General features: G+C 66.0%; 23 protein-coding genes. 7 read left to right on the top strand and 16 right to left on the bottom strand.

The window, feature by feature from the left end; all coding sequences use genetic code 11:
• Nucleotides 1–48 precede the first annotated feature (48 nt).
• The 4 genes from G5B40_RS00180 to G5B40_RS00195 all read right to left on the bottom strand — a co-directional run bounded on the left by G5B40_RS00180 (nucleotide 49) and on the right by G5B40_RS00195 (nucleotide 6375).
• Nucleotides 49–2712, bottom strand: a complete 2664-nt coding sequence (locus tag G5B40_RS00180) for a TRAP transporter large permease (protein WP_165093577.1) — start codon at nucleotides 2710–2712, stop codon at nucleotides 49–51.
• Between the two features lie 10 nt (nucleotides 2713–2722).
• Complete coding sequence (locus tag G5B40_RS00185) at nucleotides 2723–3700, bottom strand: TRAP transporter small permease subunit (RefSeq protein ID WP_246209666.1); 978 nt, start codon at nucleotides 3698–3700, stop codon at nucleotides 2723–2725.
• Between the two features lie 151 nt (nucleotides 3701–3851).
• Nucleotides 3852–4937, bottom strand: a complete 1086-nt coding sequence (locus tag G5B40_RS00190) for a TRAP transporter substrate-binding protein (protein WP_165093581.1) — start codon at nucleotides 4935–4937, stop codon at nucleotides 3852–3854.
• A 352-nt stretch (nucleotides 4938–5289) separates the two neighbouring features.
• Nucleotides 5290–6375, bottom strand: coding sequence for a TRAP transporter substrate-binding protein (locus G5B40_RS00195; RefSeq protein WP_165093584.1), 1086 nt, complete (start codon nucleotides 6373–6375; stop codon nucleotides 5290–5292).
• Between the two features lie 245 nt (nucleotides 6376–6620).
• Here G5B40_RS00195 and G5B40_RS21335 point away from each other — a divergent pair, with 245 nt between their 5' ends.
• The gene (locus tag G5B40_RS21335) at nucleotides 6621–8957 is read left to right on the top strand and encodes a M10 family metallopeptidase C-terminal domain-containing protein (RefSeq protein ID WP_211907382.1); all 2337 of its coding nucleotides are present in this window, start codon (nucleotides 6621–6623) and stop codon (nucleotides 8955–8957) included.
• A 20-nt stretch (nucleotides 8958–8977) separates the two neighbouring features.
• Here G5B40_RS21335 and G5B40_RS00220 read toward each other — a convergent pair whose 3' ends face one another.
• The 3 genes from G5B40_RS00220 to G5B40_RS00230 all read right to left on the bottom strand — a co-directional run bounded on the left by G5B40_RS00220 (nucleotide 8978) and on the right by G5B40_RS00230 (nucleotide 11307).
• Nucleotides 8978–9772 (bottom strand): arginyltransferase, encoded by a 795-nt coding sequence (locus tag G5B40_RS00220; RefSeq protein WP_165093586.1) that lies wholly within the window; start codon nucleotides 9770–9772, stop codon nucleotides 8978–8980.
• A gap of 64 nt (nucleotides 9773–9836) precedes the next feature.
• Entirely contained in the window at nucleotides 9837–10295 is a 459-nt protein-coding gene (locus G5B40_RS00225; protein WP_165093588.1) for an RDD family protein, read from the bottom strand.
• Nucleotides 10296–10335: 40 nt separating this feature from the next.
• Nucleotides 10336–11307 carry a hypothetical protein gene (locus G5B40_RS00230; RefSeq protein WP_165093590.1) on the bottom strand — a complete coding sequence of 324 codons (972 nt, stop codon included), beginning with the start codon at nucleotides 11305–11307 and terminating at the stop codon, nucleotides 10336–10338.
• Between the two features lie 122 nt (nucleotides 11308–11429).
• Between G5B40_RS00230 and G5B40_RS00235 the strand changes: the two genes are divergently transcribed.
• Nucleotides 11430–12167, top strand: coding sequence for a porin family protein (locus G5B40_RS00235; protein WP_165093592.1), 738 nt, complete (start codon nucleotides 11430–11432; stop codon nucleotides 12165–12167).
• Nucleotides 12168–12240: 73 nt separating this feature from the next.
• On the opposite strand, the gene ppk2 is transcribed toward G5B40_RS00235, so the two are convergent.
• The 7 genes from ppk2 to G5B40_RS00270 form a co-directional block, all read right to left on the bottom strand.
• Nucleotides 12241–13104 (bottom strand): polyphosphate kinase 2, encoded by an 864-nt coding sequence (ppk2, locus tag G5B40_RS00240; protein ID WP_165093594.1) that lies wholly within the window; start codon nucleotides 13102–13104, stop codon nucleotides 12241–12243.
• Between the two features lie 60 nt (nucleotides 13105–13164).
• Nucleotides 13165–14112, bottom strand: coding sequence for an alpha/beta fold hydrolase (locus G5B40_RS00245; protein WP_165093596.1), 948 nt, complete (start codon nucleotides 14110–14112; stop codon nucleotides 13165–13167).
• 49 nt (nucleotides 14113–14161) lie between these two features.
• Nucleotides 14162–15076 carry a homoserine O-succinyltransferase gene (locus tag G5B40_RS00250; RefSeq protein ID WP_165093598.1) on the bottom strand — a complete coding sequence of 305 codons (915 nt, stop codon included), beginning with the start codon at nucleotides 15074–15076 and terminating at the stop codon, nucleotides 14162–14164.
• 80 nt (nucleotides 15077–15156) lie between these two features.
• Complete coding sequence (locus G5B40_RS00255; RefSeq protein ID WP_165093600.1) at nucleotides 15157–16026, bottom strand: ATPase; 870 nt, start codon at nucleotides 16024–16026, stop codon at nucleotides 15157–15159.
• A gap of 52 nt (nucleotides 16027–16078) precedes the next feature.
• On the bottom strand, nucleotides 16079–17272 hold the full coding sequence (locus G5B40_RS00260; protein ID WP_165093602.1) for an MFS transporter: 1194 nt from the start codon (nucleotides 17270–17272) through the stop codon (nucleotides 16079–16081).
• 33 nt (nucleotides 17273–17305) lie between these two features.
• Nucleotides 17306–17842 (bottom strand): inorganic diphosphatase, encoded by a 537-nt coding sequence (gene ppa, locus G5B40_RS00265; RefSeq protein WP_165093604.1) that lies wholly within the window; start codon nucleotides 17840–17842, stop codon nucleotides 17306–17308.
• Between the two features lie 83 nt (nucleotides 17843–17925).
• Complete coding sequence (locus tag G5B40_RS00270; protein WP_165093606.1) at nucleotides 17926–18849, bottom strand: DMT family transporter; 924 nt, start codon at nucleotides 18847–18849, stop codon at nucleotides 17926–17928.
• Nucleotides 18850–19318: 469 nt separating this feature from the next.
• On the opposite strand from G5B40_RS00270, the gene G5B40_RS00275 reads away from it, so the two are divergent.
• From G5B40_RS00275 to G5B40_RS00285, 3 genes are all read left to right on the top strand, one after another.
• Nucleotides 19319–20998: a class I adenylate-forming enzyme family protein gene (locus G5B40_RS00275; protein WP_165093608.1), complete on the top strand. Its 1680-nt coding sequence runs from the start codon at nucleotides 19319–19321 to the stop codon at nucleotides 20996–20998.
• Entirely contained in the window at nucleotides 20995–21645 is a 651-nt protein-coding gene (locus tag G5B40_RS00280) for an HAD-IA family hydrolase (protein WP_165093610.1), read from the top strand. Before G5B40_RS00275 ends, G5B40_RS00280 begins: the two co-directional genes overlap by 4 nt.
• 63 nt (nucleotides 21646–21708) lie before the next feature.
• Nucleotides 21709–22488, top strand: a complete 780-nt coding sequence (locus G5B40_RS00285; protein ID WP_165093612.1) for an SDR family oxidoreductase — start codon at nucleotides 21709–21711, stop codon at nucleotides 22486–22488.
• Nucleotides 22489–22511: 23 nt separating this feature from the next.
• On the opposite strand, the gene G5B40_RS00290 is transcribed toward G5B40_RS00285, so the two are convergent.
• Nucleotides 22512–23381 (bottom strand): acyl-CoA thioesterase, encoded by an 870-nt coding sequence (locus G5B40_RS00290; protein WP_165093614.1) that lies wholly within the window; start codon nucleotides 23379–23381, stop codon nucleotides 22512–22514.
• Complete coding sequence (locus G5B40_RS00295; protein WP_246209668.1) at nucleotides 23378–24586, bottom strand: serine hydrolase domain-containing protein; 1209 nt, start codon at nucleotides 24584–24586, stop codon at nucleotides 23378–23380. The genes G5B40_RS00290 and G5B40_RS00295 overlap by 4 nt, the downstream gene beginning before the upstream one ends.
• Before the next feature lie 189 nt (nucleotides 24587–24775).
• On the opposite strand from G5B40_RS00295, the gene G5B40_RS00300 reads away from it, so the two are divergent.
• Nucleotides 24776–25897: a hypothetical protein gene (locus G5B40_RS00300; protein WP_165093616.1), complete on the top strand. Its 1122-nt coding sequence runs from the start codon at nucleotides 24776–24778 to the stop codon at nucleotides 25895–25897.
• 40 nt (nucleotides 25898–25937) lie between these two features.
• A complete protein-coding gene (locus G5B40_RS00305; RefSeq protein ID WP_165093618.1) occupies nucleotides 25938–26552 on the top strand; it encodes a hypothetical protein in 615 nt (204 codons plus the stop codon).
• Nucleotides 26553–26561 lie beyond the last annotated feature (9 nt).

Below are 26561 nucleotides of genomic sequence, written 5' to 3' on the forward strand. Positions count from 1 at the left end.
GCGCCCGGAGCGAAACGCTCCGGGCGCGTTTTCCGTTCCGGCCTCGGCCTAGAAGTAGAGCGAGATGTCGCGGTGATTCGCCAGGCATCGCGCGAGATAGAGTGCCTGCTCGCGGCTGAGACTCTGCTGCGCCCTCGCCCCGATCGAATCGGCGATCGCCGCGAGATAGGTCTCGATCCCGGACGCCAGCGGCGCGGCGGCGGCTCTCCATTCCGCCTGTTCGTCAAGGGCCGCCATGGCCGCCCGCCAGTGCGCCAGCGCCTCGTCCGGGTCGAAGGAGCGGGCGCGCAGCGCGCGACGCGCCTTGGAGAGCGCCGAGCGGACGTCGCCGGCGCCCTCGACGGCCCCGATATCGCTCTCGACAGCCTTGACGGTTTCCTCCAGTTCCTCGGCCTGAGACAGCTCGGCCGTCTCGATCGTCGGGCCAAGCGCCTCCAGTTCGGGGCGAAGCGCCGCGAACGCGTCGTTTGCGCGCAGAAGCGCAAGGACGGCGGCCGGATCGTCCCAGGCGGCGTCTGCAGCGCGCTGGTAGCGATTGCGGGCCGCATCCTCCGCCTTGGTCAGGGCGGTGAAGTCCTTGTTCGCCTGTTCCCATTCCGACGGGATCGTCGCGGCGAGCTTGTCGCGCTCCGCCGTCAGCGTCTCGACCTCGGCGGTCAAGCTCGCTTTCAGATCGTCGCTCTCCGGTTCATGCATCCGGCTGATCCGGGTCTGGAGCAGGCCGATGCGTTCCTCATGATCGCGGAGCTCGCGTTGAATGCGGCGCACGGTGACAAGCACCGGCCGGTAGCTGGGCGCGGCCTCCGCGACCGCCTGTTCGGCGGCGAATGTCTCAGCGAGCGCGGCGGCCGCCTCGTCCGCGGCGGCGAACCCGGCGCCAAGACTCGTCGCAAGGTCCTTCGGCAGCGCCGACAGATCGAGCGCCCTCGCATCGGCGACCGCCTTCAGCGTCGCGCCGCCATCCGTTGCGAGGGCCTCTCCGACATAATCGGCGAGGCAGAATTGCAGACGCGGGTTGCGCGGCGGTGGCGCGGTGTCGCTGAGGAGGTTGCTCCGCGCGGGAAGGTAGTTCACCAGCGGAGGATAGAACCCGACCACGACAAGCGCGACAAGCTGCAGGCATATGAAGGCGATCACGCCGCGATAGATCTGAACCGTGCGCACCACGGCCGGCGCCACGCCGCGAAGATAGAAGAGCGCGAAACCGAAGGGCGGCGTCAGGAACGAGGTCTGGATATTCAACCCGATCATCACGCCGAACCAGACCGCAGTAATGTTCGCGCCGGGGTCCGCCAGCAGGATCGGGGCCACGATCGGCACCACGACCACGGCGATCTCGATGAAATCGAGAAAGAAGCCGAGGAAGAAGATCACCGCCATGACAATGATGAACTGCGACCAAAAACCACCCGGCATGGATTGCAGGAAATCGCGCACCAGGTCCTCGCCGCCGAAGGCGCGGAAGGCGGCTGTCAGCATCGCTGCGCCGAGAAGGATGATGAACACCAGCGAGGTGGTCTTAGCCGTCTCCACCATCACGCCCCGCAGCGTGTCGCCGACCTGCAGAGCGCGCCAGCCGCTCCAGCACACCGCGACGATCAGGAGGATGGCGCCGGCGACGCCGATCTGGATGCCGAAAAAATCCTCCGGCGTCGCCGCCGCCTTCAGGTTCATCGGATAATTCATCAGCGCGAAGATGATCGCGCCGAGCCCGACGATGGAGAGAATCGCCGGGTAATATGTCGTCCGGGCGCCGGCGTGAAGTCGGTAGCCGGCCATAATCAGCGCCCCGGCGGCGCCGATCGCGCCGGCCTGGTTCACGGTCGCGACGCCGGTGATGATCGAGCCGAGGACCAGCAGGATCAGCGTCAGCGGCGGCACGAGCGTCATCAGCACCTTGCCCCAGAACCGCGCGTTCCGCTCACCTTCGTAATGAACGGCCGGCGCATGGCTGGGACGGATGAGCGCGTAGATCAGGATGAAGGTCATGTAGAGCCCGACAAGGACGAGCCCGGGCGCCAGCGCGCCAAGGAACATCTCGCCCGCCGAGGTCGAACCTACGCCAAAGACCGAGGGCATCGAAATCTCGCCGGTGGCCGATTTGTAGAGCGCTTTCCTCGCTGTCGACGCCTGATCGGTCGCGGAGGCGAGCTGATCGGCGAGGATGATGAGGACGATGGAGGGGGGAATGATCTGTCCGAGCGTTCCTGACGCGGCGATCGTTCCGGTCGCGAGCGAGGGCGAATAGTTGTTCCTCAGCATCGCCGGAAGCGAAATCATCCCCATCGCCACCACGGTGGCGCCGACGATGCCGGTCGTCGCCGCGAGCAGCGCGCCGACGAAAACGACGGAAATGCCGAGGCCGCCCGGCACGGGGCCGAAGAGCTGCGCCATAGTGACCAGCAGATCCTCAGCGATCTTCGAGCGCTGGAGCATGATGCCCATGAAGATGAAGAGCGGAATCGCGATCAGCGTGTCTCGATTCACGTCCCAATAGACGCCGCGAAGGTTCGTCACCCCCGCTGACAACCATTGCGAGGGGCCGCCGGTGTGAAAATAGGCGTCGGGATTCCCGGCGAAGAGCCAGCCGGACCCGGCGGCGAGCCCGATCGTGATGATCGCCGCGCCCGGCAGCGCGAAGGCGACCGGGTAGCCGGTGCCGAGCGCGACCGCCATGATCAGGACCAGGAGGGCGAGAAAATAGAGCTCCATCAAATCGTCCTCAGTGCGTGATCGGCGCGACTTCGCGTCGGCCTGGCTCGTCGCGCCTGTCCGCGACCGCCTCGAATAACTGGCTGACGAACTGGATCAGCATGGTGACGGCGAAAATGGCGAGAAAGGCCGCCATCTGATATTTGACGTACATTCCGGTCGAACCCGATTGCGACACTTCGAAACTCGCCACCGGGCTGTTGATGATCGACGTCTTGCCGGCGAGGCCGATATCGAGGATCACCCAGCACGAGGTCATGCCGAGGAGGATCGCGCCAATCGCGTTGACGGCGCCTTTGCGCCGGGTCGAGAAGCCGGCGTAGAGCACATCGACGCGCACATGCCCCTCGTCGAGCAGCGTGTAGGCCGAAGCGAAGAGAAAGAGCGCCGCGTACCAGTAGCGCACGAGATCGCTCATCAGCGCCTGCTCGTAGGAGAAGACAAAGCGCGAAAGCACGATCAGCAGCTCGGCCCCGACGATCAGCAGCGCCAGCCATGTGAAGCCGAGCGTGCGGGTGAAGAGCCCGATGATGAAGCCCGCGGCGACCAGCGGGCCGTGAATGTTCGGCGCGATGAAGTGCGAAAGACCGAGCGCGCGAACGGTCTCCTCATCGAAGAACAGGGCGAGCGAGTTCTCGGCCCGGAGCAGGGAGATCGCGGCGTCGACAAGGCCGACCAGCAGAACCGCCCAGAACAGCGAGCGCACAAGATAGGCGTTGAACGCGCTGATCCACGCCGCGTCGCGCCGGAGCGACCGGGCTGGTCCGAAAAGAACGAAGCCGAACGCGGCGGCGACGCAGACGACATAGATCGCGGCCGAGACGAGGCCGCCGCCGCTCAGGATCGCGCGGGCGCCTTCGAACTGGAACCAGACGACGAGGACATTCTCGATCAGGAACGCGGCGACGACGCCGAGCATTCCCCAGCCGAAGAGCCGCAGCAAAGGCGCCGGCGCGCCGGCGTCGATCGGATCCGTATTCAGGCTCATGGCTGACATGACGCCCCCTGTTTCAGCATGCTTGAAGCAATCTGACGTTTTCTTGTTTGTTCAGCCCGCGCCGTTTTCCTGCGCCGGCCGGTAGTTTGGAGCGGGCGGCGCCCCTGGCGCCGCCCGCAGTCCTGTCACGCAGACCGAAGACTTACGTGAGCCCGAGCACCCGGTTGCGCTGACGCACGAACGTGTACTCGAACTTGTCCATGAAGCCGCCGATCTGGCGGAGATAGGATTGGTAGGAGTCGTCGATCCGCGCGGCGATGTCGGAATGGTTCCGGACCTCCTCGAACACTTCCGCGGCGGCGTCGCCGAACGCGTCCCATGTGTCGTCGTTGAAATCGCGGACCTGGACGCCGTGTTCGTCGACCAGCTTCTTCAGGTAGACGCCATTGTTCGACTGGGTTTCTTCGTAGGAGTTGGCGTTCTCCTCGAGGCAGGCGGCGCGGATGACGTTCTTCTCCCATTCGCTGAGCGAGCCCCACCACGAAGCGTTCATGCCGAGGCAGGCCGAGGCGTTCGGCTCGTGCATGCCGGCGGTGTAGTAGTATTTCGCCGCCTCGTAGAACTTCATGAAGTAGTCGTTATAGGGGCCGATCCACTCGGCCGCGTCGATGGTGCCGGAGACGAGGTTTTCGTAGATCTGCCCGCCGGGCAGAACGACCGTGGAGGCGCCGAGTTTTGTCATCACCTGGCCGCCGAGGCCGGCGATGCGCATCTTGAGGCCCTTGAGATCGTCGGCGGAGTTGATCTCCTTGTTGAACCAGCCGCCGGCCTGGGTGCCGGTGTTGCTGCAGAGGATCGACTTGATCCCGAACTCGCCCGCAAGCTCGTCCCAGAGTTCCTGACCGCCGCCGAACTTGATCCACGCGTTCGCCTCCGTCGTCGTCATACCGAACGGAACAACGGTGAAGTAGGCGTATGCCGGGTGTTTGCCGGTGAAGTAGTATTCGCTGGCGCAATAGGCTTGGCTGTTGCCGGAGGCGACTTCATCCAGAACGTCGAACGCGCCGACGCGCTCACCCGCAGCGTAGTATTCCGTGGCGATCTTGCCGTCGGAAATCTCCCCGATCCGCTGCACCAGGCGCTGGACGGAGATGCCGATTCCCGGGAAATCCCGCGGATAGGCCGACACGATCGTCATCTGCCTGCGTTCTTGCGAGATCGCAGGGGCGGCCAGCGCAGTACTGGCGCCGGCAAGCGCCGCGCCCGAAAGGAAAGTGCGTCGTTTCATTTCATACTCCCTAGATATGCGCCTTGATTGCGCGCCGTCTTGTTGGCGCTCTGCGCCATCCGCAGGTAAAACATAGCTGCGCCCAAGCCAAGCGGGAACGGTCGGGACGCCGCCATTCACCGTCGAAAGGACATGATCGCCTGGGATATCCGGCGCTTTTCAAGGGTGCGCGGCATGCGCTGGAAGAACGATAAACGCGCCGTTCGCGCGGTGGTGGAGCAGGCGCGTTCGCCCCGATTCCGACTCGCCGAACGCAACGCTCGCCCGGCTGTCGCAGAGCGGGCGGCGGACTCTCGGCGAATGCGGGCGGAGCCGAAGCCCCGCCCGCCGATACGGTTCGCAACGCCGCGTCTCAGGTGAGGCCGAGCACCCGGTTGCGTTGACGAACAAACGTATACTCGAACTTGTCCATGGTGCCGCCGATCTGGCGCAGAGCCGCCTGGAAACTGTCGTCGATGCGCGCCGCCAGATCGGAATGCGCCCGCGTTTCCTCGAACACCTCCGCTGAAGCGTCGCCGAACGCGTCCCAGATATCGTCGTTGAAATCGCGGACCTGAACGCCGTGCTCGTCGATCAGCTTCTTCAGGTAGACTCCGTTCAGCGCCATCCCTTCTTCATGGGCGTTGGCGTGCTCCTCGATGCAGGCGGAGCGGATGATCGCCTTCTCCCAGTCGGACAGCCCTTCGTAGAAGTCCTTGTTCATCGAGAATGCCAGGCCGCCGCCCGGCTCGTGAACGCCGGCGGTGTAGTAGTATTTCGCCGCCTCGTAGAATTTCATGAAGTAGTCGTTGTAGGGGCCGACCCATTCCGAAGCCTCGATCGCGCCGGAGACGAGGTTCTCGTAGATCTGGCCGCCGGGCAGCGAGACGGTCGAGACACCGAGCTTCGCCATCACCTGGCCGCCGAGGCCGGGGATGCGCATCTTGAGGCCCTTCAGATCCTCCGGCGAATTGATCTCCTTGTTGAACCAGCCGCCGGCCTGCGTGCCGGTGGAGCCGCAGGGGATCGCCTTCAGGCCGAAGGAGCCGGAAAGCTCGTCCCAGAGTTCCTGACCGCCGGAGTACTTGATCCAGGCGTTCCATTCCGGCGTCGTCATGCCGAAGGGGACGGAGGTGAAATAGGCGAAGCTGGGGTGTTTGCCGGTGAAATAATAATCGGCGCCGATATAGGCTTGGCTGTTGCCGGCCGCGACTTCGTCGAAGACGTCGAACGCGCCGACGCGCTCGCCGGCGGCGAAATACTCGGTCGTCAGGCGGCCTTCGGAAAGTTCGGTGATCCGCGCCGCGAGGCGCTGCGCCGAGAGGCCGAGGCCGGGAAAGTCCCGGGGCCAGGTCGAGACGATGGTGATCGTCTTGCGCTCCTGCGCGATCGCCGGGGCGGCGAGCGCGCCGCCGACGCCGACAAGCGCTGCGCCCGATAGGAATGTGCGTCGTTCCATTAGTAGCTCCCTGAATTCGCGCCCTGCTTTCGGCGCCGTTTGTGATTTGCAGGTAAAACCAAAGCGGCGATCAAGCCAAGCGGGAAGGGCGGGAAAATTCCTTTTGAGCCCGAAAAACCGCTCTTGCGCGCCGTTTTGGCGCTTGCGCGCGTCTTCGGGAGACGCGGAGCGCGACATTTGATCAAAAGACCTTTTGCCGGCGGCGCGGCGATCGGCTAGTTTCCGCGTGCGGGGTGGAGAATTGTATGTTGGCGCTGGATACAGGGCTGTCGGTGAATTTCGGGGCGATGCCGGGCTGCTGTTGCGCGCTGTGCGCCGCCGCGCCCTTCGCCGAGCAGGCCGCGACCGCCAGAGGCGTCTATGTCGATCGCTCGACGACAGACGCGGATCAGAATGTCGATGCGCTGATCCACGGCGCGAAATGGGCGACGACCGCGCTCACTTTCAGTTTTCCGGACAGCGCGTCGGATTACAGTTATCGAGGTTATCTCAGTGTACGGGACAGTTTCTCGCCCGCGACAGCCGGGCTGGAGAACGCGGTCCGCGCCGCGCTCGAAGCCTCCGCCGCCGTCACCGGCCTGCGCTTCACCGAGCTTCAGGGCGCCGCTGATTCCAACGCCGACCTGATGTTCGCGCGGTCCGGCGCGCCGGAGACCGCATTCGCCTATTTGCCCGACAATGCGGACGAGGGCGGCGACGCCTGGTTCAACGCCGCGGACTACAACAATCCGGTGGCGGGGAATTACGCCTGGGCGACCGTTTTTCATGAGGTCGGCCATACGCTCGGGCTGAAGCACGGGCATGAGGACGAGGGTGCGGGGACGCTCGACGCCGCCCATGACAGTCATGAATACTCGGTGATGACCTACAGCTCATATGTGGGCAGCCAGGCGACCCACTACACCAATGGCGCGGCCAGCGGGGCGCAGACCCTGATGATGTTCGACATCGCCGCGCTCCAGCGGCTCTACGGCGCGAATTTCAGCGATCATTCCGGCGACGATGTCTACAGTTTCCGGCCCTGGAGCGGACGCATGTTCGTCAATGGCGCGGCGCAGGAGGCGACCGCCGGCAATGTCATATTCCGCACGATTTGGGACGGAAACGGCGTCGACACATATGATTTCTCCGCCTACTCCACTGATCTTGAAATCGACCTTACACCCGGCGGCTTTGTCGATCTCGACGTCGGGGGGAGCGCGCAGCGCGCCGCGCTCGGCGGCGGCGTTCAAGCCCGCGGCCACGTCTTCAACGCCCTCCTGCACGAGGGGGATCGGCGCTCGCTGATCGAGAACGCCATCGGCGGCTCGGGCGCTGACCGCATCGCCGGCAATATCGGCGCGAACCGGCTGGAGGGGCGCGGCGGGCGTGACGTGCTCGAAGGCCGCGCGGGCGACGACACGCTTTCCGGAGGGGCGGGCGGCGACGCCTTCGTCTTCGATCTGCGGTCGCTTCGCGACGGCGACGCCGATCTCGTGGTCGACCTCGATTTCGGCGGCGGCGACACTCTGGTTCTGCGCGGGTTCGACGGCGGCGTCTTTTCTGACAGCTTCCTTGGCGGCAACGCGCTTCAGGTCGCGGGCGGCGGCGGCGGCGCGACGATAGACAGCCTTGCCGACCTGAACGAGGTCGCGCGCTCCGAGTATGTCGACCTGTCCCGAAGCGCGGGGAACGCCGTCGCGGTGGTGTTCGAGGATCACGGGTTCAGCGCGTCGGTGGCGCTCGCCTCGCTGGGGTGGTCTGCGCTCTCGTCGAGTTTCGGGTTCGCGCCTTTCGCGGCGGAGATCGGGTCGGTGAACGACACGATCGTCGCGCCCCCCAGCGGCGCCGCGCTGTCCGGCGGCGTTGGCGAAGACAGCCTGATCGGCCGCGCCGGAGCCGACCGGCTGAGCGGCGGCGCGGGCCATGACACGCTGACGGGCGGCGGCGGCGCGGACACGCTCAAAGGCGGCCGCGGCGACGACATGCTGAAAGGCGGCGGCGGCGACGATGTTCTGAAGGGCGGCGCCGGCGACGATGTTCTGAAGGGCGGCGCCGGCGCGGACACGCTGAAGGGCGGGGCCGGCGGCGACCAACTGGTCGGCGGAGCGGGAGCGGACTATGTGGTCGGCGGCCTGGGCGGCGACCGGCTCCACGGAGGGAACGGCGCTGACGCATTGCTTGGCGGCGGCGGCGGCGACCGGCTGCTCGGCGGCGTCGGGGCGGACAGACTGATCGGCCATGCCGGCGCCGACATGTTGAACGGCGGCGCGGGCGCGGACATACTGAAGGGCGGCGCCGGGAACGACGCGCTTTTCGGCCAGCGCGGCGCGGACGAGTTGTTCGGCTGGCGCGGGAACGACCGGCTCGCTGGCGGTCTCGGGGCGGACCGGTTCGTGTTCGGCCGGGGCGACGGTTCGGACATCATCCTCGACTTCCAGGACGGGGTTGACCGGATCGCCATCGGGGCGGGCGCCGCGCGGCTCGCCGATCTCGACATCCGCGACGCCGGGGCGAACACGATGATCCGGTTCGCCGATGTCGCGATCATGCTGAAGGGCGTCGACGCCGCCGAACTCGGTCCGTCTGACTTCGTATTCTGAAAGCCCCGTCGCCGGCGCCGTCAGTCCGGCGCCACCGAGAACGGGTCGGGTTTGCGCAATTCGGCGACCGGCAGGGTGTCCGGCGCGTCGGTCGTCCGCCATTCGCCGCCGCGGAAAAACTCCAGCGGGGTGAACCGCGCCTTGTAGTCCATCTTCCGCGACCCGGGCACCCAGTAGCCGAGATAGAGATAGGGCAGAGCCGACTGCCGGGCGATCTCCAGATGGTCGAGGATCATGAATACGCCGAGGCTGCGCCGCGCCAGCTCAGGTCGGAAAAAGCTGTAGACCATCGAAAGGCCGTCGGCCATCACGTCGGTTAGACAGGCGGCGACGAGGCTCTCCTCCGCGGGCGCGTCCCGGTCGTGATATTCGATCACCCGCGTGCGCACCGTCGTCTCTTCGATCATCGAGGCGAACTCGCAGATATCCATCTCCGCCATGCCGCCATCGGCGTGGCGGGATTGGAGATAGGCGCGGAAGAGCTCGTATTGCTCCTCCGTCGCCCAGGGCGCGCACGTCCGTCGCTCCAGCCCGGCGTTGCGTTTCAGGATGCGCCGCTGCGAGGCGGTCGGAGCGTGGCGCGCCGCCGGAACCCGGACCGACAGGCACGCGCCACATTCCGAACAGGCCGGCCGGTAGGCGACCGACTGGCTGCGCCGGAAACCGCGAAGGCTCAGCGCGTCGTTCACTTCTCGCGCGTCGGCGCCGCGCAGCGTGGTGAAAAGCTTCCTCTCCTGCCGTCCGGGAAGATAAGGACAGGGCTGGTTCGCGGTCAGGAAGAACTGGGCTGTGATCTTCTGGTTGAGATGGGTCATCTTAGACTATCGAGAAACCGGCGCGGCGAAGAGAAGCGAAGCGTAGCAACGCTTTTCCACGCTGTCACGCCGGAGAATTGATCATTGTCGAGCCAAATGGAAGATCATGAAGCCCGCGCCCCATCGCCGAACCGGCCATGAGCGCGACGGAGACGAGTTGCACCACGATGAAGCTGATCGCCACATAGAAAAGGAGCGTGTGGCCGATCGCGTGGAAGAGATCGAACCGCGCGCCGTCGCGCTGGCGCAATTCGATCCCGGCGAAGCGCATACCCGGCGTCGCCGAGCGATTGGAGATCGTGGCGACGCGGTAGATGAAGTCGACCACCGCGATGACGAAGCCGAGAATGAAGAATCCGATCCCGAGCGTCAGTATCCCGACGATCAGCGCGATGCCCCAGACCAGCACGACGTCGATCAGAAACGCGAGGAGGCGTCGCGCCGGAACCCCGTCGTAAAACTGACGGTCGGTTACCGGGTCCGGCAGAACGCCGGGCGCGAGACCGGCCGTGTAATCTGACATGATCGTTCACTTCCTTTTCGGGGACTGTCGCCTCTCCCGTCTAGAGGTGGGTGATCGCGCGGGTGATATCAACATTCGTGAACCAGCCGACCGCCGGCTCTTTCCGCGCGCCTGTCGTGGTCACGAACACATCCTGCGCGCCTTCGTTGGCGGGGTCCTCCAGCCGCGCCTTCGCGTCCCAGAGCGTCGCTTCGGGGTCGATCGCCACCCAGAGCGACAGTTTGGGACCGATATCGGCATCTTTGAGAATGTCGCCAAGGGTGCGGGTGTCGGGATCGCCGGCGGCGGTCGGGTTCGGATTTTTCTGCAGAAACTCGAAATAGAGGCTCCTGTGCAGCATGAATTTCGGCGTGTTGTCGGCCGCGAGGACTGGCGCGCGGGTGCACGCCTTGCGGTTCGAATCCGGGCTCGGGTCGAGTATCTCTCCGAAGCGCGCAAGCGGGATCTGTTCGACCGTCATGCCGTCCTTGGGCTTGGCCACCTCAATCTCGTCGATCTTCATCATGATCCCGCGCACGAGGCTATGCTTCAGCGTCTGCTCGGGGGTGAGCCGGTCGACGATCTTCTTCACGCTCCGGTTCGCCGTTTCGAAATTCTTCGCGGAGAAGTAAAAGGCAAGAACCGTTCCGATCCATGTTCCGAATAGAGTAATAAGTGTTCCGAAAACATAGCGAGAAAATTCGATAATGTCCCTGCTGCTGTGGCTTATGCTAAATATCATTGCGGCGGTCGTGATCGTCACGACAATCATCGCTATGAAAACCCACTTGATAATATTATCAGCTATTTTGTCACGAAATTCAGTGTCGTTTGCACTAGGGTTTAGGTCCGGCATGATAAAGGTCTCCTGAAATGAATATCGCGAGATACTATCATGAACGGGGCATGCCTGATAGCAGTTCAACCATAAGGTGGTCCGTGACAGCGGTGATCGGCGATTTCCGCCGCAGGCGACGACGCGCGAGTCGCCGCAAGCGGTATCTGGATTTTCTCGATTCGCTATGGTTAACATGCGGATCGTCCGCCAATGCTTCCAGTAGGAAGAGCGGGCTCGATTTCGAACGACGGGGCTCTTTGTTCTGCTTCCCGCCCGGAAGCGCCTGCACGCGGCGCGTGTTATCGTCAGAGGTTTTCATGAAGAAAACGAGTTGGCTGCTGATCGCCTTTCTGACCGCCGCGCCGGCGGCGGCACAGGCCCAGGAATGGAGCTTCTCCGGAACCATCTACGGATGGGTCCCGGGGATCGACCTGACGGTCGACTCGCCCTTTGGCTCCCTCGAAGGAGGCAAGAGCAACGAAAGCGTTCTCGAATCCATCGACATGGCTTTCATGGCTTCGGCGGAGATCCGCAACGGGCGGTGGGGCCTGCTCGGCGATTTCATCTACGCCGATCTCTCCGGCGACCGGGACACCCCGCGCGGCCTGGCGTTTTCGGACCTCAAGATCGACACCAAGATCGCGGCGTTCAGCGGATATGCGGCCTACAGACTGGCCGAGAACGAGAATATCGCCTTCGATCTCGCCGGGGGGTTCCGCGCTTTCACCGTCGATATCGACGCCAAGCTCACCGCGACCCGGCCGGGCGGGAACCGGAAACTCAGCATCGACAGGACATGGGTCGTGCCTCTTCTCGGCGCGCGCGTGATCGCGCCCTTCGCCGATGACTGGTTCGCCATGGCGTTCGCCGATATCGGCGGCGTCGCGAACGACGACATGACCTGGCAGGCTCTGGCCAGCCTCGGCTATCGCTTCAATGAAACCTGGTCGGCGGAGCTCGCCTATCGCTACATGAGCATCGACACGAAGATCGGCGGGCTGGACACGGAGATGGATCTCCACGGGCCGCTCATCGGCGTCTCCGCGCGTTTCTGAGGGCTGAACCTAGGCCCGCCTGACCGGGCCGATGCGTGGAGAGTGCGCGTATCGGCCCCGGTCAGGCGGGCCGTCACGGCGTCGCCAGAGAGATCTCGCCGGCGGGCGCGCAGAGCGCCGGATCGGGCGGTCGGGCGGCGTCCTTGCTCCTGTGCTCGTAGGGAATCGCGGACAGCACGGCCCTGATCGCCGCGATGCGGGCGCGTTTCTTGTCGTCGGCGCGGATCACCGTCCAGGGCGCGTTGGCGTTGTGGGTGCGCGCGAACATCTCGTCGATCGCCTCGGAATAGTCCGGCCACCGGTCGAGCGACTGATAGTCGATCGGCGATAGTTTCCACTGTTTCAGCGGGTCCTCTTCCCGGTCCAGGAAACGCCGAAGCTGTTCGGCGCGCCCGATGGTCAGCCAGAACTTGAACAGCCGGATGCCGTCATTGACCAGCATGTCCTCGAATTCCGGCGCCTGGTGAAAGAAGAGCTCCCGCTCGGTCCTTGACGAGAACCCGAACACCCGCTCGACGACGGCGCGATTGTACCAGCTGCGATCGAAGAACACGATTTCGCCGGGGCCGGGCAGATGCCGGATATAACGCTGGAAATACCATTGCCCGCGTTCGACATCGGACGGCTTCGGAAGCGCGACGACGCGCGCGGCGCGGGAGTTGAGATTCTCGCAGAACCGCTTGATGGTTCCGCCCTTGCCGGCGGCGTCGCGCCCCTCGAAAATGATGACGACGCGCGCGCCGGTTGATCTGACCCAGGCCAGCAGCTTGACAAGTTCGATCTGGAGCGGCGCCATCTCCTTCTCGTATTTCTTGCGGCGCATCCGTTCCTTGTAGGGATAGCCCGGATCAAGGAAATCGTCTTTCGAGGCGTCCTCGATCGCCTCTCGCACGTCTTTCGGCGCCTTTTCCCTGAAATACGCTTTGACCTGGCCCATTCGCAGCCTCCCTTCGCCGGCGCGGCGATGATGCGGACCCGGCGCGCGCGCGTCCAGCTCTCAGGCGACGCGCTCGATCAGCTCCGAGAGCACATCCTCACGCGCGTGATGCGCCATGTGGCCGATTCCGGGCAACGGAGTCAGCCGGGCGTTCGGCGCGGCTGCGGCGAATGCGACGCCGTGCTGCTCGATATCGAGCAACCAGTCGGCGTCGCCATGCATGATCTCGGCCGGAACCTTCAACTCACCATAGCGCGCCGCGAGCGCCGCCACGCCGCGGTTCGTGTTCGCGAGGTCCTGGCCGTTCGCGGCAAGCGTCTTCTCGCGGAGCGCGAGCGGCGCCCCGACATAATCGAGATAGCCTTTCGGCGGGTCCTGCGGCTGAAAGGCGCGGGCGATGAAACGCTCGACCCCGCCGGTCTCCGCCGTGCGGGTGATCCGGCGATTATAGGCCGCGGCGATGAGCGGGCCGAAGCCGAGCGCGTCAAAAATCGGGGCGATACCGCCCCATGGCATGGTGACGCCGGAGACCGAGACGACGCCGGAGACGTCATCCGGCGCATCCAGCGCCCAGGCGAGCGCGACCGAGGCGCCCCAGCTGTGGCCGACCAGAACCGGCCGCTCCGCGCCCATCTCGCGCGCCGCTTCGCGAAGCTGCGCGGCCTGCGCCTCCGGCCGCCACGCGCCCTCGGTCCCCTCGCGTTCGGAATAGCCGAATCCGGGCCGGTCCATCGCGATTACCCGGCGATGCGTGGAGAGGCGCCTGGTGATGTCGAAGGTCCAGTCGCGGACATTGCCGCTGGCGCCGTGGATGAGGATGACCGGCGCGCCGTCGCCTCGCCCATCGTCGGTGGCGTGAACGCGCCGCCCATCCGGTCCGTAGAGCCGCCCGAGCGGCGGATAGGCAGCTTCGGCCGCTGTCGCCGAAACGACCGGCTCGCGCGCCGGGGCGCAGGCGGCGGCGAGTCCGGCCCCGGCGCCGAGGATAAAGCCGCGTCGGATCATCATCTTCCGCTCTCCGTATTCACGCCAGATCCGGAAGCGCGCGCCGCGCGCCTCACCCGCCGATACGGTCGACCTCGAATGGAGTCGTCTGATAGATCTGGTTGATCCAGTTGCCGTAGAGAAGATGCCCGTGGCTGCGCCATGTGTTGCGCGGCGGGCGCGACGGGTCGTCCTCGGGATAGTAGTTGGCCGGAATCGTGATCGGCGTCCCCGCGATGACGTCGCGATCGTATTCCTGTTTCAAGGTGTCGGCGTCGTATTCGAGATGGTTGAACATGAAGAGCGCGTTTAGCGCCTCATCGCGCAGGAGGCATATCCCCGAGAGCGGCGAGGCGGCGAGAATCTCGACACCGTGCTTCGTCACGTCGTCCTCGCGCACCTCGGTCCAGCGGCTGACCGGGGCGACGAAACGGTCGGCGAAGCCCGTCAGGTAGGGCGAGCCGGGGCGCGCGACCTCCTGCTCGAAACAGCCAAAAAGCTTGGCGCCGAGATCGTGTTTCGGCACGCCGTAGAAATGGCGCAGCATCGCCTGCCCGCCCCAGCAGATCGCGAAGGTGGAATGGACATGGCTTCGCGTCCACTCGAACACTTCCTGCAATTCGCGCCAGTAGCTGACCTCCTCGAACGGCAGATGTTCGATCGGGGCGCCGGTGATGATCAGCCCGTCGAACTTGCGTTCCCGGGCTTTCGCGAAGGGCTGGTAGAAGGCGCGCATGTGCTCCGCCGGGGTGTGGCGGCTTTCATGCTCGGTCATGCGGATCAGAGTCAGCTCGATCTGCAGCGGGCCGGCGCCGATCACGCGGGCGAGCTGCGTCTCGGTCTGCACTTTCTTCGGCATCAGGTTCAGAAGCGCGATCTGCAGCGGGCGGATATCCTGACGCGCCGCGTCATCCTCGCTCATCACCATCACGCCCTCGCGCGTCAGCACGTCGCGGGCGGGCAGGTCGGCGGGGATCTTTATCGGCATCGTCTCTGGTTCCGGGCCTCTGTGTCTTGCGGGCCTCCCGCATTACGGGCGGCGACGGTTTTCGGCAAGCGCCGCTCCACTCACCTTTCCGCGCGTTTCTCGATGGCGTCTGAAACAAGGCGGGAGAAATCCTCGCCGGTCTCGACCCCGGCGATGTCGTCCGCCTCCACCGTCACGCCCCAGCGGTCGGCGATCGCCTGGTAGCGCGGCCGCCGATGCGCGAGGAGCCGGGCGAAGCCGTGGCGGATGAACGCGTCGGGGTCGACCTTCTCAGGCGGGCCGTTCGTCTCGGCCAGATAATCCGCCCAGATCTCCTTCAGGAAACTCTCCTGATAATACATCGGTTTCGGCGCCCGGTCGAAACGCGTCTTCAGCGCCTCCTCGTGCGCCTCGGTTCCGCGGATATAGACCGGGAGCATGGACTGATAGAGCGCGTTCAGCACCGGATCGTCCGGGTTCGAGGGCTCCACCACCTCGCAGATCGAGCCCGAAGTATCGCAGACGAAGTGGTCATACTGATAGAGCGACCGCGCCCGGTCGATAAAGGCCCGCGCGTCCAGCATCGCCGCGATCTCCGCCTTCCGATGCAGGCGCTGACGGTCGAGATAATCGTCGAAGGGGATGCCGCCCTTTTCCGGATCGCCGGGTTTGCCAAGCCATGTCGAAAGCGGCGACAGGTTGTGAAAGGAGAGATTGGAGGCGATATAGATCGAATCCGAGCGCAGCAATTCCCGCAGATAGGGGTTCTTCATCGCCTCGCGCTTGAAGTCGTCGGTGATCTCCTCGTCGAGATAGCGCGTGCCGATCCGGTAATCCACGGAGTAGTGAAACCAGTCGCCCTCCTCGCGCAGAAGGGCGCCGATCCGGGTCTTGCCGACGCCGGACATGCCGAGAAGCGCGACCGCCTTGCGCGGCGCGGCGCGCCAGTCCTCCGCCGTCTCGTAGATCATCGCCGCTCTCCTGCGCTACGGGCGGATCGGTTAGCGTCAAAGCGCGCCAGGTTCAATGCGTGCGCCGCGCCGAACGCCGGGCGAGCGCGAGCAGGCCGATCCCGCAGAGCACCATGACGGCCGCCGCCGCCAGCATCAGATCGTACCCACCCGCCCGCCACAGGAGCGCCGCGAGAAAGGGCGCGGCCGCGAAGCCGGCGATGAAGGGCGTCGCCAGCGCGCCGGAGATCGCGCCGAACCCGGCGCGGCCCAGGATCTCCGCGATCGCCAGCGGCTTGGCGATCGCCCCGATCCCGTTCGCGGCCCCGAGCGCGATGATGGCGAGGAATATCCGCCAGTCCGGCCCGGCGGCGGAGAGCAGCAGGAGATAGGACGCCCCGGTAACGCCGTAAGCCCCGAGGATCAGCCCGATCCCGGCCGTGCGCCGCGCAAAAAGCGTGATGAAGATCCGCCCGGCGACCTGCGCCGGGCCGATCAGCGCGGCCGCGAAAACCGCAGTCCCGCCGGTCGCGCCGCGCGAGCCGAGGATCGGCATCAGGTGGCTGATCAGCATCCCGTGCGTAAGCGCGATTACCGGCAGAGCCGCCGCCAGCAACCAGAACGCCGCCGTAGAGCGCGCCCGCCGCGCCGCCGCGCGATCCGCGCGCCCGGCCTCGGCGCTCGGCCGCGCCGGGCCGCCCGCCGCGAGCCGGCGCGCCGACCAGTAGAAAAGCGGCGCCGCGACGAGGATCACCAGCGCCGCGAAAACCCTGAGCGCCGCGCGCCAGCCCGCCGCGTCGGCGATGACATCGGCGAGTGGAAAGGCGATGGTGGAGGCGAAACCGGCGACCAGCGTCACCAGCGTGATCGGGCCGCGCGCCTCGGCCCCTTTCACGCGGGTGAGAAAGGCGAAACAGGGCTCGTAGAGGCAGAACGCGTTCGCCGCGCCGATCAGCGCCCAGAGCGCGAAGAACCCCGCCTGGCTCTCAACCAGCGAAAGCGCCACGAGAAAGACCCCGCCGAACAGCGCCGCGACCGGCAGCATCAGCGCGCCCCGGCCGCTGTCGATCACCCGCCCGGCGATGGGGGCCGAAAGAGCCGAGACGCCGAGCGCCAGCGTGAAGCCGAGCGCGACGACGTCACGTCCCCAGCCGAAATCACCCTCCCATCTGAGGAGGAGGATCGGGAAAGTATAGAAGAGCCCCGCCCAGACGAGGGTTTCGGCCACGGCGAGACCGAGGATCGGCGCGCGGTCCGACGCCTTCATCGGCGCGAAACGGAATGCGCCCCGAGGGGGAGCTTACTTCTTAACGGCGTCAACGGATTTCTGCAGGATCGCCTCGGCCTCGGCCTTGTCGCCCCAGCCGATCACCCGCACCCATTTGCCCTCTTCGAGATCCTTGTAGTGCTCGAAGAAATGCTTGATCCGGTCGCGGGTCTTCGGGGCGATGTCCTCGAGGTCCTGGATATGGGCCTGGAACGGGTCGGTCTTTTCATGCGGGACGGCGATCAGCTTGTCGTCCATGCCGCCGTCGTCCTCCATTTTCAGCACGCCGACCGGCCGGCAGCGGATCACGACGCCGGGCTGCAACGCGAAATCGCAGATCACCAGAACGTCGGTCGGATCGCCGTCATCATGCAGCGAGTTGGGGACGAACCCGTAGTTGCAGGGGTAGAACATCGGCGTGTTGACGATCCGATCGACGAAAACCGCGCCCGAATCCTTGTCGATCTCGTATTTCACCGGCTGGCCGCCATTGGCGCCGCCGGTGATCTCGATCACCACGTTCACATCTGAGGGCGGGTTCTTCCCGGCCGGAATCGCATCGAGGTTCATTCGCTGTCTCCTTGAAATTTTCGCGCCGCGTGTAACACCGCCCGGCGCGGCGCGGAAGCCTGTCAGGCGCGGCTTTTTTCCGTCTAGGGCGGCGTGGCGCGGGTTTCCGCCCGGATGTTGACGAAATTCGCGGCGAAGATCACCGCCGCGCCGACCAGCACGAGGGGCGCCAGCGCTTCGTCGTAGAAAATCATCCCGACGACGGCCGCGATCGGCAGGCGCGCGAAATCGAGCGGCGCGACGACCGTCGCCGGAGCCAGCGCCAGCGCCGAAGTGATGCAGAAATGCGCGCTCAGCCCGCAGATCCCGACCGCGGCGACCCAGTGCATGTCCTCCAGCGCGGGCAGGGTGAAGTCGAGATCGTATCCGGCGGTGATCAAGCCGAAGCAGAGCTGCATCAGCGTCAGCCAGAACATGATGGAGACCGTCGCCTCGGTCCGGGTCAGCAGCTTGGTGGTGATCGAGGTGGCGGTGAAGCCGAAGGCGCAGAGAGCGGCGGCGATCACGCCTGCGCTCAGCCCGGACATGTCGGGCCGCGCCACGAGGATGATCCCGACGAAGCCGATCAGCGCCGCCGCCATCCGCGTGCGGGTCAGGCGCTCATTCAGGAAGAACGGCGCGGCGAGTGCAACCCAGAGCGGCACCGAGAACTCGAAGGCGAACAGCTGGCTGAAAGGGATCAGCGCCACCGCATAGAGCCAGAGGTTCTGCCCGAAGAAATGCGTGGCGTTCCTGAGTGCGTGCAGCCCCATCCGGCGCGCCTTCACGTCGTGCAGGATGCCGCGCCAGCGCGCGACCGCGAGCACGATCGCGAACCCGATCGCCGAGCGGTAGGTCATGATCTCGAACGTGTCGAGCCGCGCGGCCAGTTCGCGCCCGGCGACCGCCATCAGCATGAAGGAGAGCGTCGCCGCCATCATGAAGGCGAGCGCGGCGATCGGCCGCGATGGCGCGTCTGTCACGGCGATCACCCCCGGTTCGTTTCCTGCGGCTCTGAGTAGCGGCATTCGGGGGGCGAACTCCACCCCCGACGCGCGGCTTCGCTTTCGATGCCCCGAAGAGCCCGGCGCGACGCCTCGTGCGTTTACGCGCCCCGCGTCGCAGGACGCGGCGGAACGTCCAGCGCCTGGGGCGCGCTTTCAAATATCCGCCTTCCGGGTGGTTTCCGTTGAGGCGGAGGGGCGGCGCTCCGCGCGGCCCGCGCGGCCCGCTCGTCCCCTCGCCGCGCTCTCGCCCGCCTTCCGGAAGGTCGATTCCAGGCGCGTGAAAACATGAGGAGCGAATAAGCACTTCAATAACAAGTAGTTGCCCCCATATCGCATGCGATAATGCGCCTGACGCCTGCGCCGGAGCAAATACGCGGCCGCGCCGCGCGGCGAATCCCGGCCCGCTCCTTGACCACGGCGCCGGGCCTTCTTAGCGTCGCTCTTCAAGCGGCGCGGCGAACGCGCCCGGGCAAAGGGAAGGATGCCGGCGATGTCGCCGATGACGCTCGACGAAGCCGTCGCCCACATGGTCGGGACGGATCCGCGGTTCGCTCTGACCACCGCGCAGATTCGGGGTGAGGAACTGCCGGTCTTCGCCAACGCGCCGAACGATCTCCCGGCGTTGCAGGCCCTCGGCCGAACGATCCGCGCGCCCGGCGCCGACTTCATCGTCTACGAGGACGAGCGCGTCACCTATGACGACTGGTGCGAAGAGACCGCCCGCCTCGCGGCCGGGCTGGTCGCGCGCGGCGTCAGGCCGGGCGACCGGGTCGGCGTGGCGATGCGGAACTATCCGGAATACCTGACGCTGATCATGGCCATCGCAGCCGCTGGCGCGGTGTCGGTGTTGATCAACGCGTGGTGGACATCCGAAGAACTGGAATACGGCCTCGTCGATTCCGGGGCGAAGCTGATCTTCGCCGACGGTCCGCGAGCGGAGCGGCTTCGTCCCGTCGCGGGGCGGCTGGGGCTCGACATTGTCGCCACCCGCGACGCGGCGCCCGCCGGCGGCGCGCGCTACGCCGATCTTCTGACGCCGGAGCCCGGGGCGTTCACGCCGCCGAAGATCGACCCGGATTCCGATTTCGCCATCGTCTACACCTCCGGTTCGACCGGCCATCCGAAGGGCGTCGCGCTGACCCATCGCGGCGCCATCCAGGCGGTCTGGTCTTGGTTCATCACCCTCGCGGTCGGCCCGCTGATGGTCGAGACTCCGCCGCCGTCGAGGCCGCAGGCTTTTCTCTGCGCGACGCCGCTCTTTCATGTGACTGCGACCCATCCGCTTTTCCTCCTCTCGATTCCCTGCGCCGCGAAGCTGGTGATGATGCGAAAATGGAGCGGCGAGGCCGCGGTCGAGGTGGTGGAGCGCGAGGCCGTGACGCGCTTCCTCGGGGTGCCGACCATGTGCGCCGACATAGCGGACGCGGCGCGGCGCGCGGGGCGCACGCTTCCCAGCCTCGTCAGCCTCGGCGCCGGCGGCGCGAAAAGACCCGGCGCGCAGGTCGCGCCGCAGGCGGAGGTATTCCCTCACGCCGCGATCGGCTCCGGCTATGGTCTGACCGAGACCAATGCGCTCGGCGTCGGTATCGCCGGGCCGGATTATCTCGAAAAGCCGGAGGCCGCCGGGCGGCTCTATCCGGCGATCCAGAAACTGAAGATCGCCGACGAGACCGGGCGCGCGCTGCCGCCGGACACGCTCGGCGAGATCTGTTTCAAGTCGGCGACGCTGATGCGTGGTTACCTGAACAAGCCGGCGGAGACGGCGGAGGCGATCCGCGACGGTTGGCTCCATACCGGCGATCTCGGCATGGTGGACGCCGAGGGGTATCTCACGATCGTCGACAGAAAGAAGAACATCATCATTCGCGGCGGAGAGAACATCTCCTGCCTCGAGGTCGAGGGCGCGCTGCACCGGCACCCGAGCGTGCTGGAAGCGGCGGTCTTTCCGATACCGGACGAACGGCTCGGGGAAGCCGTAGGCGCCGCGCTCAGCATCGTCGGGCAGGTTACTTCGGCCGAGCTTTCGGCGTTCCTGGGCGACGTGCTCGCGCCCTTCAAGCACCCCGCCCGCTACTGGTTCCGGGAGGGGCCGCTAACCCGCGGCGCCACCGACAAGATCGACCGCCGGGCGATCCGCGCCGCCTGCCTTGCCGAAATGGTGGAGGCGTGAAGCTGCGCGCGGTGATCTTCGATATGGGCGGGGTTTTCACCGATTCCCCGGTTTCCGCCTTCGCCCGCTACGAGAAGGCGAATGGGCTTCCCGAGCGGTTTATCGGCTCGGTGGTGAAGGCGCGGCTGAACGACGGCGCCTTTTCGCGATTCGAGCGTTCGGAGATCGGCGTCGACGAATTCGACGCGGCTTTCGCCAGTGAGAGCCGCGCGCTCGGTCACGAAGTGACGGGACGCACGCTGCTTTCGATGATGAAGCTGGATTTCCGGCCCGACGTGATCGAAGCGCACGACCGGATCAGGGCGGCCGGGTTCCTGACCGGGTGCATCACCAACAACATGCCGGGGGGCGGCGCGGCGGAATGGGCGCGCGACGCGGCGGGCCGCGCCACCGCCGCCGAACTGATGACGAAATTCGATCATGTGATCGAAAGCGCGAAAGCCGGGATCAGAAAGCCGGAGCCGCGCATCTACGAGATGATGTGCGAAGCGCTCTCGGTCGCCCCCGGCGAATGCGTCTTCGTTGACGATCTCGGCGTCAATCTCAAGCCGGCCGCGGCGATGGGGATGCGTGTGGTGCGGGTGCCTTTCGATGATTATCGTCCCGCGCTGACGGAGCTTTCCGCGCTTACCGGCGTCGCGCTATAGGCGCGATGTCGTTCAGGCCCGCTCAGCCGGTATCCGCAATTCACGAGGAAGTGGACATAACACATGAATATCAACGACAGGATCGTCGTCGTCACCGGCGCCGCGAGCGGCATCGGCCGGGCGCTGGCGCTGAAATTCGCCGAGGCCGGCGCGCGGCGGGTGATCGCCGCCGATATCGACCTCGCGGGGGCGACGGAGACCGCGAAAGCCACCGGCGGCGCGGCGGTTGAAACGAATGTCGCCGATGAGTCGAGCATCAAGTCGCTGATCGACAGGGTCGAGGCGGAGCATGGCCCGATCGACCTCTTCTGCTCCAACGCCGGCATCCTGACCCCCGGCGGGCCGGAGACGCCGGACGAGAACTGGCGCCGGATCATCGATATCAACGTGATGTCGCATATCTGGGCCGCGCGCCATCTCGTCCCGCTTATGGCGGCGCGCGGAGGCGGCTATCTTCTCAACACCGCCTCCGCCGCCGGGCTGCTGAGCCAGGTCGGCTCCATGCCCTACGCCGTCACCAAGCACGCCGCGATCGGTGCCGCGGAGTGGCTGGCGCTGACCTATGGAGATCAGGGGATCAGGGTCTCCGTCCTCTGTCCGCAGGCCGTGCGCTCGAAAATGACGGCGGGGCATGAGGACGGCGTCGCGTCGATCAACGGGATGCTGGAGCCGGAACCGGTGGCGGAGGCATGCCTCAAGGCCATCGAGGCGGAAACCTTCCTCGTGCTGCCGCACCCCGAGGTGCTTCAGTACATGCGCAACAAGACCGAGAATTACGACCGCTGGATCGGCGGCATGCGAAAGCTGAACCGGCGCTACGGCGCCGCGCTGAAGGAGGGGTGACGCGGCGCGCGGCGTCAGCGGCTTCAGGGTTTCCGTATCGGTCGCATCAGCCCTTCCTGGGCGACCGAGGCGACCAGCCGTCCGTCGCGGCTGAAGATCTTCCCGCGATTGAAGCTGCGGGCGCCGCCGGCGAACGGGCTGTCCATTTCATAGAGATGCCAGTCGTCGAAACGGATCGGCTCATGAAACCACATGGCGTGATCCAGGCTGGCGGCCATTATCTCGCCGGTGATCCAGCTGATTCCGTGGGGTCGGCTGCCGGAACTGAGCAGCGACAGATCCGAAGCATAGGCCATCAGGCAGTGCTGCAGCCAGGGCGCCTCATCCAGCGGCGCGGCGACCTTGAACCAGAGCCGGTTATAGTCGCTGCATTTTTCAGGATTCGCGAGATCGACGGAATCGCATTCCTTGACGTCGATCGCGCGCGGACGAAGGAAATGCGCGCGCTTCTCCTCCGGTAGATTGGCGGCGAAGGCGGCGCGGATCTCGGCCCGCCCGGGCAGGGTTTCCGGCGGCGGGGACTCGGGCATGTCGTGCTGATGGCGCCAGCCTTCCTCCTCCTTCTGGAAGGAAGCGGCGAGATTCAGTATCTGCCGGCCATGCTGCACCGCGATCACCCGGCGGGTGGTGAAGCTGCCGCCATCGCGAGAACGGTCGACCTCGAAGATGATCGGGATGGAAGGGTCGCCGGGGCGGATGAAATAGGCGTGAAGCGAATGGCAGAGACGGTCCTCCACCGTGCGATAGGCCGCGGCCAGCGCCTGCGCGATGACGTGGCCGCCGAAGATCCGGTTGCTGTTCTCGCCGCCCTCGCCCTGGCCGCGAAAGAGATCAACCTCCAGCCGCTCGATATCGAGCAGTCGCAGGAGGTCCTCCACGGCACCGGCGCTCACAGCCGCGCCCCGTGCACCAGCGCCTTCAGTTGCGGCCGCGCCGGGTAGCTGGAGGAGGGCGTGAGCTGGGTGAGGAAGATCGCGGTCAGGTCGAAGGCCGGGTCGAGCCAGAATACCGTCGAGGCGATGCCGCCCCATGAGAAATCGCCGACATTCCCCGGCGCGCGCGTGAGCGCCGGGTCGAGGACGACCGAGCCGCCGATGCCGAAGCCGATGCCGGTCGTCGGCGTTTCGGCGAAGCTCGACGGCCCCATCGAGGCGATGTCGCCGGGGAGGTGATTGCGCCGCATGAAAGCCAGCGTCGCCGGTGAGAGCAGTCGCGCGCCGTTATGGGCGCCCCCCTTTCGCAACATCTCGGTGAAGGCGAAATAGTCGTCGATCGTGGAAAGGAGCCCGCCGCCGCCGGAGAATGTCTTCGCACCTCGCCATGCGCTGTCCTCCGCCGTCTCCACCTGCCGCATCACGCCCTTGCCCGCGGCGGCGAGGCTGATCGGCGCCCCGGATTCGAGCGAGGTGTAGAGCGTGGCGAGGCGGTCCACTTTGTTGTCCGGAATCGCGAAGCCGGTGTCCGTCATACCGAGCGGCTCGAGTATCTCCGCCTCAAGCCATGTGTCGAGCGGCTGTCCGGTCACGGCCTCGATCACCCGCCCGACAACGTCGATGCCGACGGAGTATTCCCAGCGCGTCCCCGGCGCGAAGGCGAGCGGCAGCTCCGCCAGCTTTCGCGTCATCTCCGCCAATCCCGGCCCGTTCGGGCGGAAGTCGATCCGCGCCGCGGCGTAGGCGGCCGCGGCGGGGCCGGGATTGAAGGCGTAGGTAAGACCCGAAGTGTGGGTGAGCAACTGATGCAGCGTCGGCGCGGGGCAGGGCGCGGTCTCGTCCCCGGCGCCGCCGGTGAGCGCGCGGCATTCGGCGAACTCGGGCAGAAAGTCGCTGACAGGCGCGTCGAGGTGAAAAAGCCCCCGCTCCGCCAGCATCATCAGCCCGACCGATACGACGGGTTTCGTCATCGAGTAGATGCGGACGATCGTGTCCTCTTCGAAGGGTTTCCCCTCATCGATCGCGCGATAGCCGGTGGAGGCGCGATGGACGATGTTTCCCCCTTCGGCGAGCAGAAATGTCGAGCCGGGGAATTTGCTCTCCTCGACATAGGACCGCATCCAGTCGTCGATGCGCGTCAGGCGTTCGGGGTCGAAACTTGGCATAGGTCATCCTGAATGGGGCGCGTGGGGGCCCGGGCGTCGGCGCAACTTAGATCGGAGTGGCGGTCGCGCGCCAGAGGGGTGAAGCGCGGCGCGCCGAAGCCGCCCAATTCGCGGCGCTTGCATTCCTGCACTTCCTCCGCCGTCGTGAAGCGCACATCTATCGGATGAACGAAGAGGGAGGGGTTCAACTTGGACAAGGCAGCTGCAATCGACGCCATCCGCGCTTCGGCGAAACTGGCGTTAAGGGCCGATATCAACCGACTGATGACGACGAAGTTCGAGCGCCGCTCGCACCGCGTCGAGGCGCTGAAGCGGGTGAAGGAGACGGAAACACGGCTCGAGGCCATTCTCGCCTCCACCGCCACGCCCGAAGCCAGGGGCGCCGCCGCGAAGCAGGCGGAGGACGCGGTCGACGCCGTGGTGCTCGAGGCGGTGCGGCTTTCGCTCTCCACCACCGCGTCGATCGACGTGCGCGCGGCGCAGATCGAGGCGATCCATAGCCATGACGCCGAGCGCCGCGCCGAAATCGCCGCGATCGACCGCGCGCCGGCGCCGGCGCAGGCGGCCGCGGATATGCTCGAGAAGGCTGGGAAGGCGATGCGCGCTCTCCGCACCCTCGCTTCCGATCCGAAGAAATACTTCACGCTCGCCGAGCAGTACTGGAACAAGGCCGTGCTGACGATGGCGAGAAAACTGCGCGTCGGCAGTCTTGCCCGGCTCACGCTCAACGTCAGTGAGCGGTTGCTGGACGCCATCGACAGGAATCTCGCGCTATCCGCCAACCGGGTGAGCGCCGCGGCGGTCGGGCGCTTTCTCGGCGTCGTCGGGGCGGGGCTGCTGGTGGTGAACGTCGTCATCCGCACGGTCGCGGACAGCTCGCGCTGGGCGACAGCGCTGGCGAAATCCGGCCTGCCCGTCGCGGCGTCGCTCGCGCTCGGCGCGGTGATTACCGGCGAGGCGATGATGACGCTGGCGGTGGCCGTTCACGCCGCCTACGCCACTTTCTGGGCCACCTCCGTCACCGTTGTGAGCAGTGAGATCGTGACCCTGTCGGTGGCGGGAACCGTGGTCGAGGGCGCCAGCGTCGCCGCCGGCGCGACTGCCGGCGCGCCGCCGGTGGCGGCGGTGATCCTCGCCACCGGCGTCGTCATCGCGCTCGGCGTCGCGATCACCGCGCTGGTGGATTTCCTGATCGACACGTGGTTCGGCGGCGAGATTCCGCCGTCGATGATGGTCGCCATGCAGCAGCCGATGGCGACGACGATGGCGCGGCAGATGGCGTCGCCGATGTTCCGCTCGATGAGCGGATGATCCCGTATCCGACCTGAATTCAACCCCGAGGAGAACCGAGATGATCTACGGTGAAGCGATTCGCTATGACGAGATGGAGGAAGCCGGGATCGAGCCCGATTTCGACAAGCTCGCCGCCGACGCCTACGCGGCCATGAACGCCTACGGCCCCGACGGCCGAACCTATGAGGAAGCGACGATCGAGCGCGTCAACGGCATGAAGGAGGAATACGGCAACGGCGTTTCCACGCTGATCATGTTCTACAACGCGACCGGCTCGACGCTGAAATTTGACGAGATCACCTCCGAATCCGGGCATCTCTTCAAATACGAGCCGGATCGCACAGTCTATAACGGCCAGTGGAGTTGCTTCCTGCATGTGAAGACATCGGGCGCGGCGACCGGATCGTTCGGAAGGCTCGGCTACTGGCTTCAGGGCGGCGTCGACAGGAAGACCGCCTGGCTGACCATCGACTGGGAGACGCCATGGTCCGGTAGGAACAAGGCGTCCGCGTCGATCATGGACAGCAGCCTGCTTGGCGGCGGCTCTATCGTCGAGATCATGAACAACATCAGGAACATGCAGGCGAGGAATCCCTTCGGGACCAGCGTTTCGGTCTCGCAGAACAGTTCGCCGATCCTGCGCGTCGTCGCGGCGCGCAAGAACCTGCTCTGACGCTGCTCC

The sequence above is a fragment of the Pikeienuella piscinae genome (assembly GCF_011044155.1).
In the GTDB taxonomy this organism is placed as follows: Bacteria; Pseudomonadota; Alphaproteobacteria; order Rhodobacterales; family Rhodobacteraceae; genus Pikeienuella; species Pikeienuella piscinae.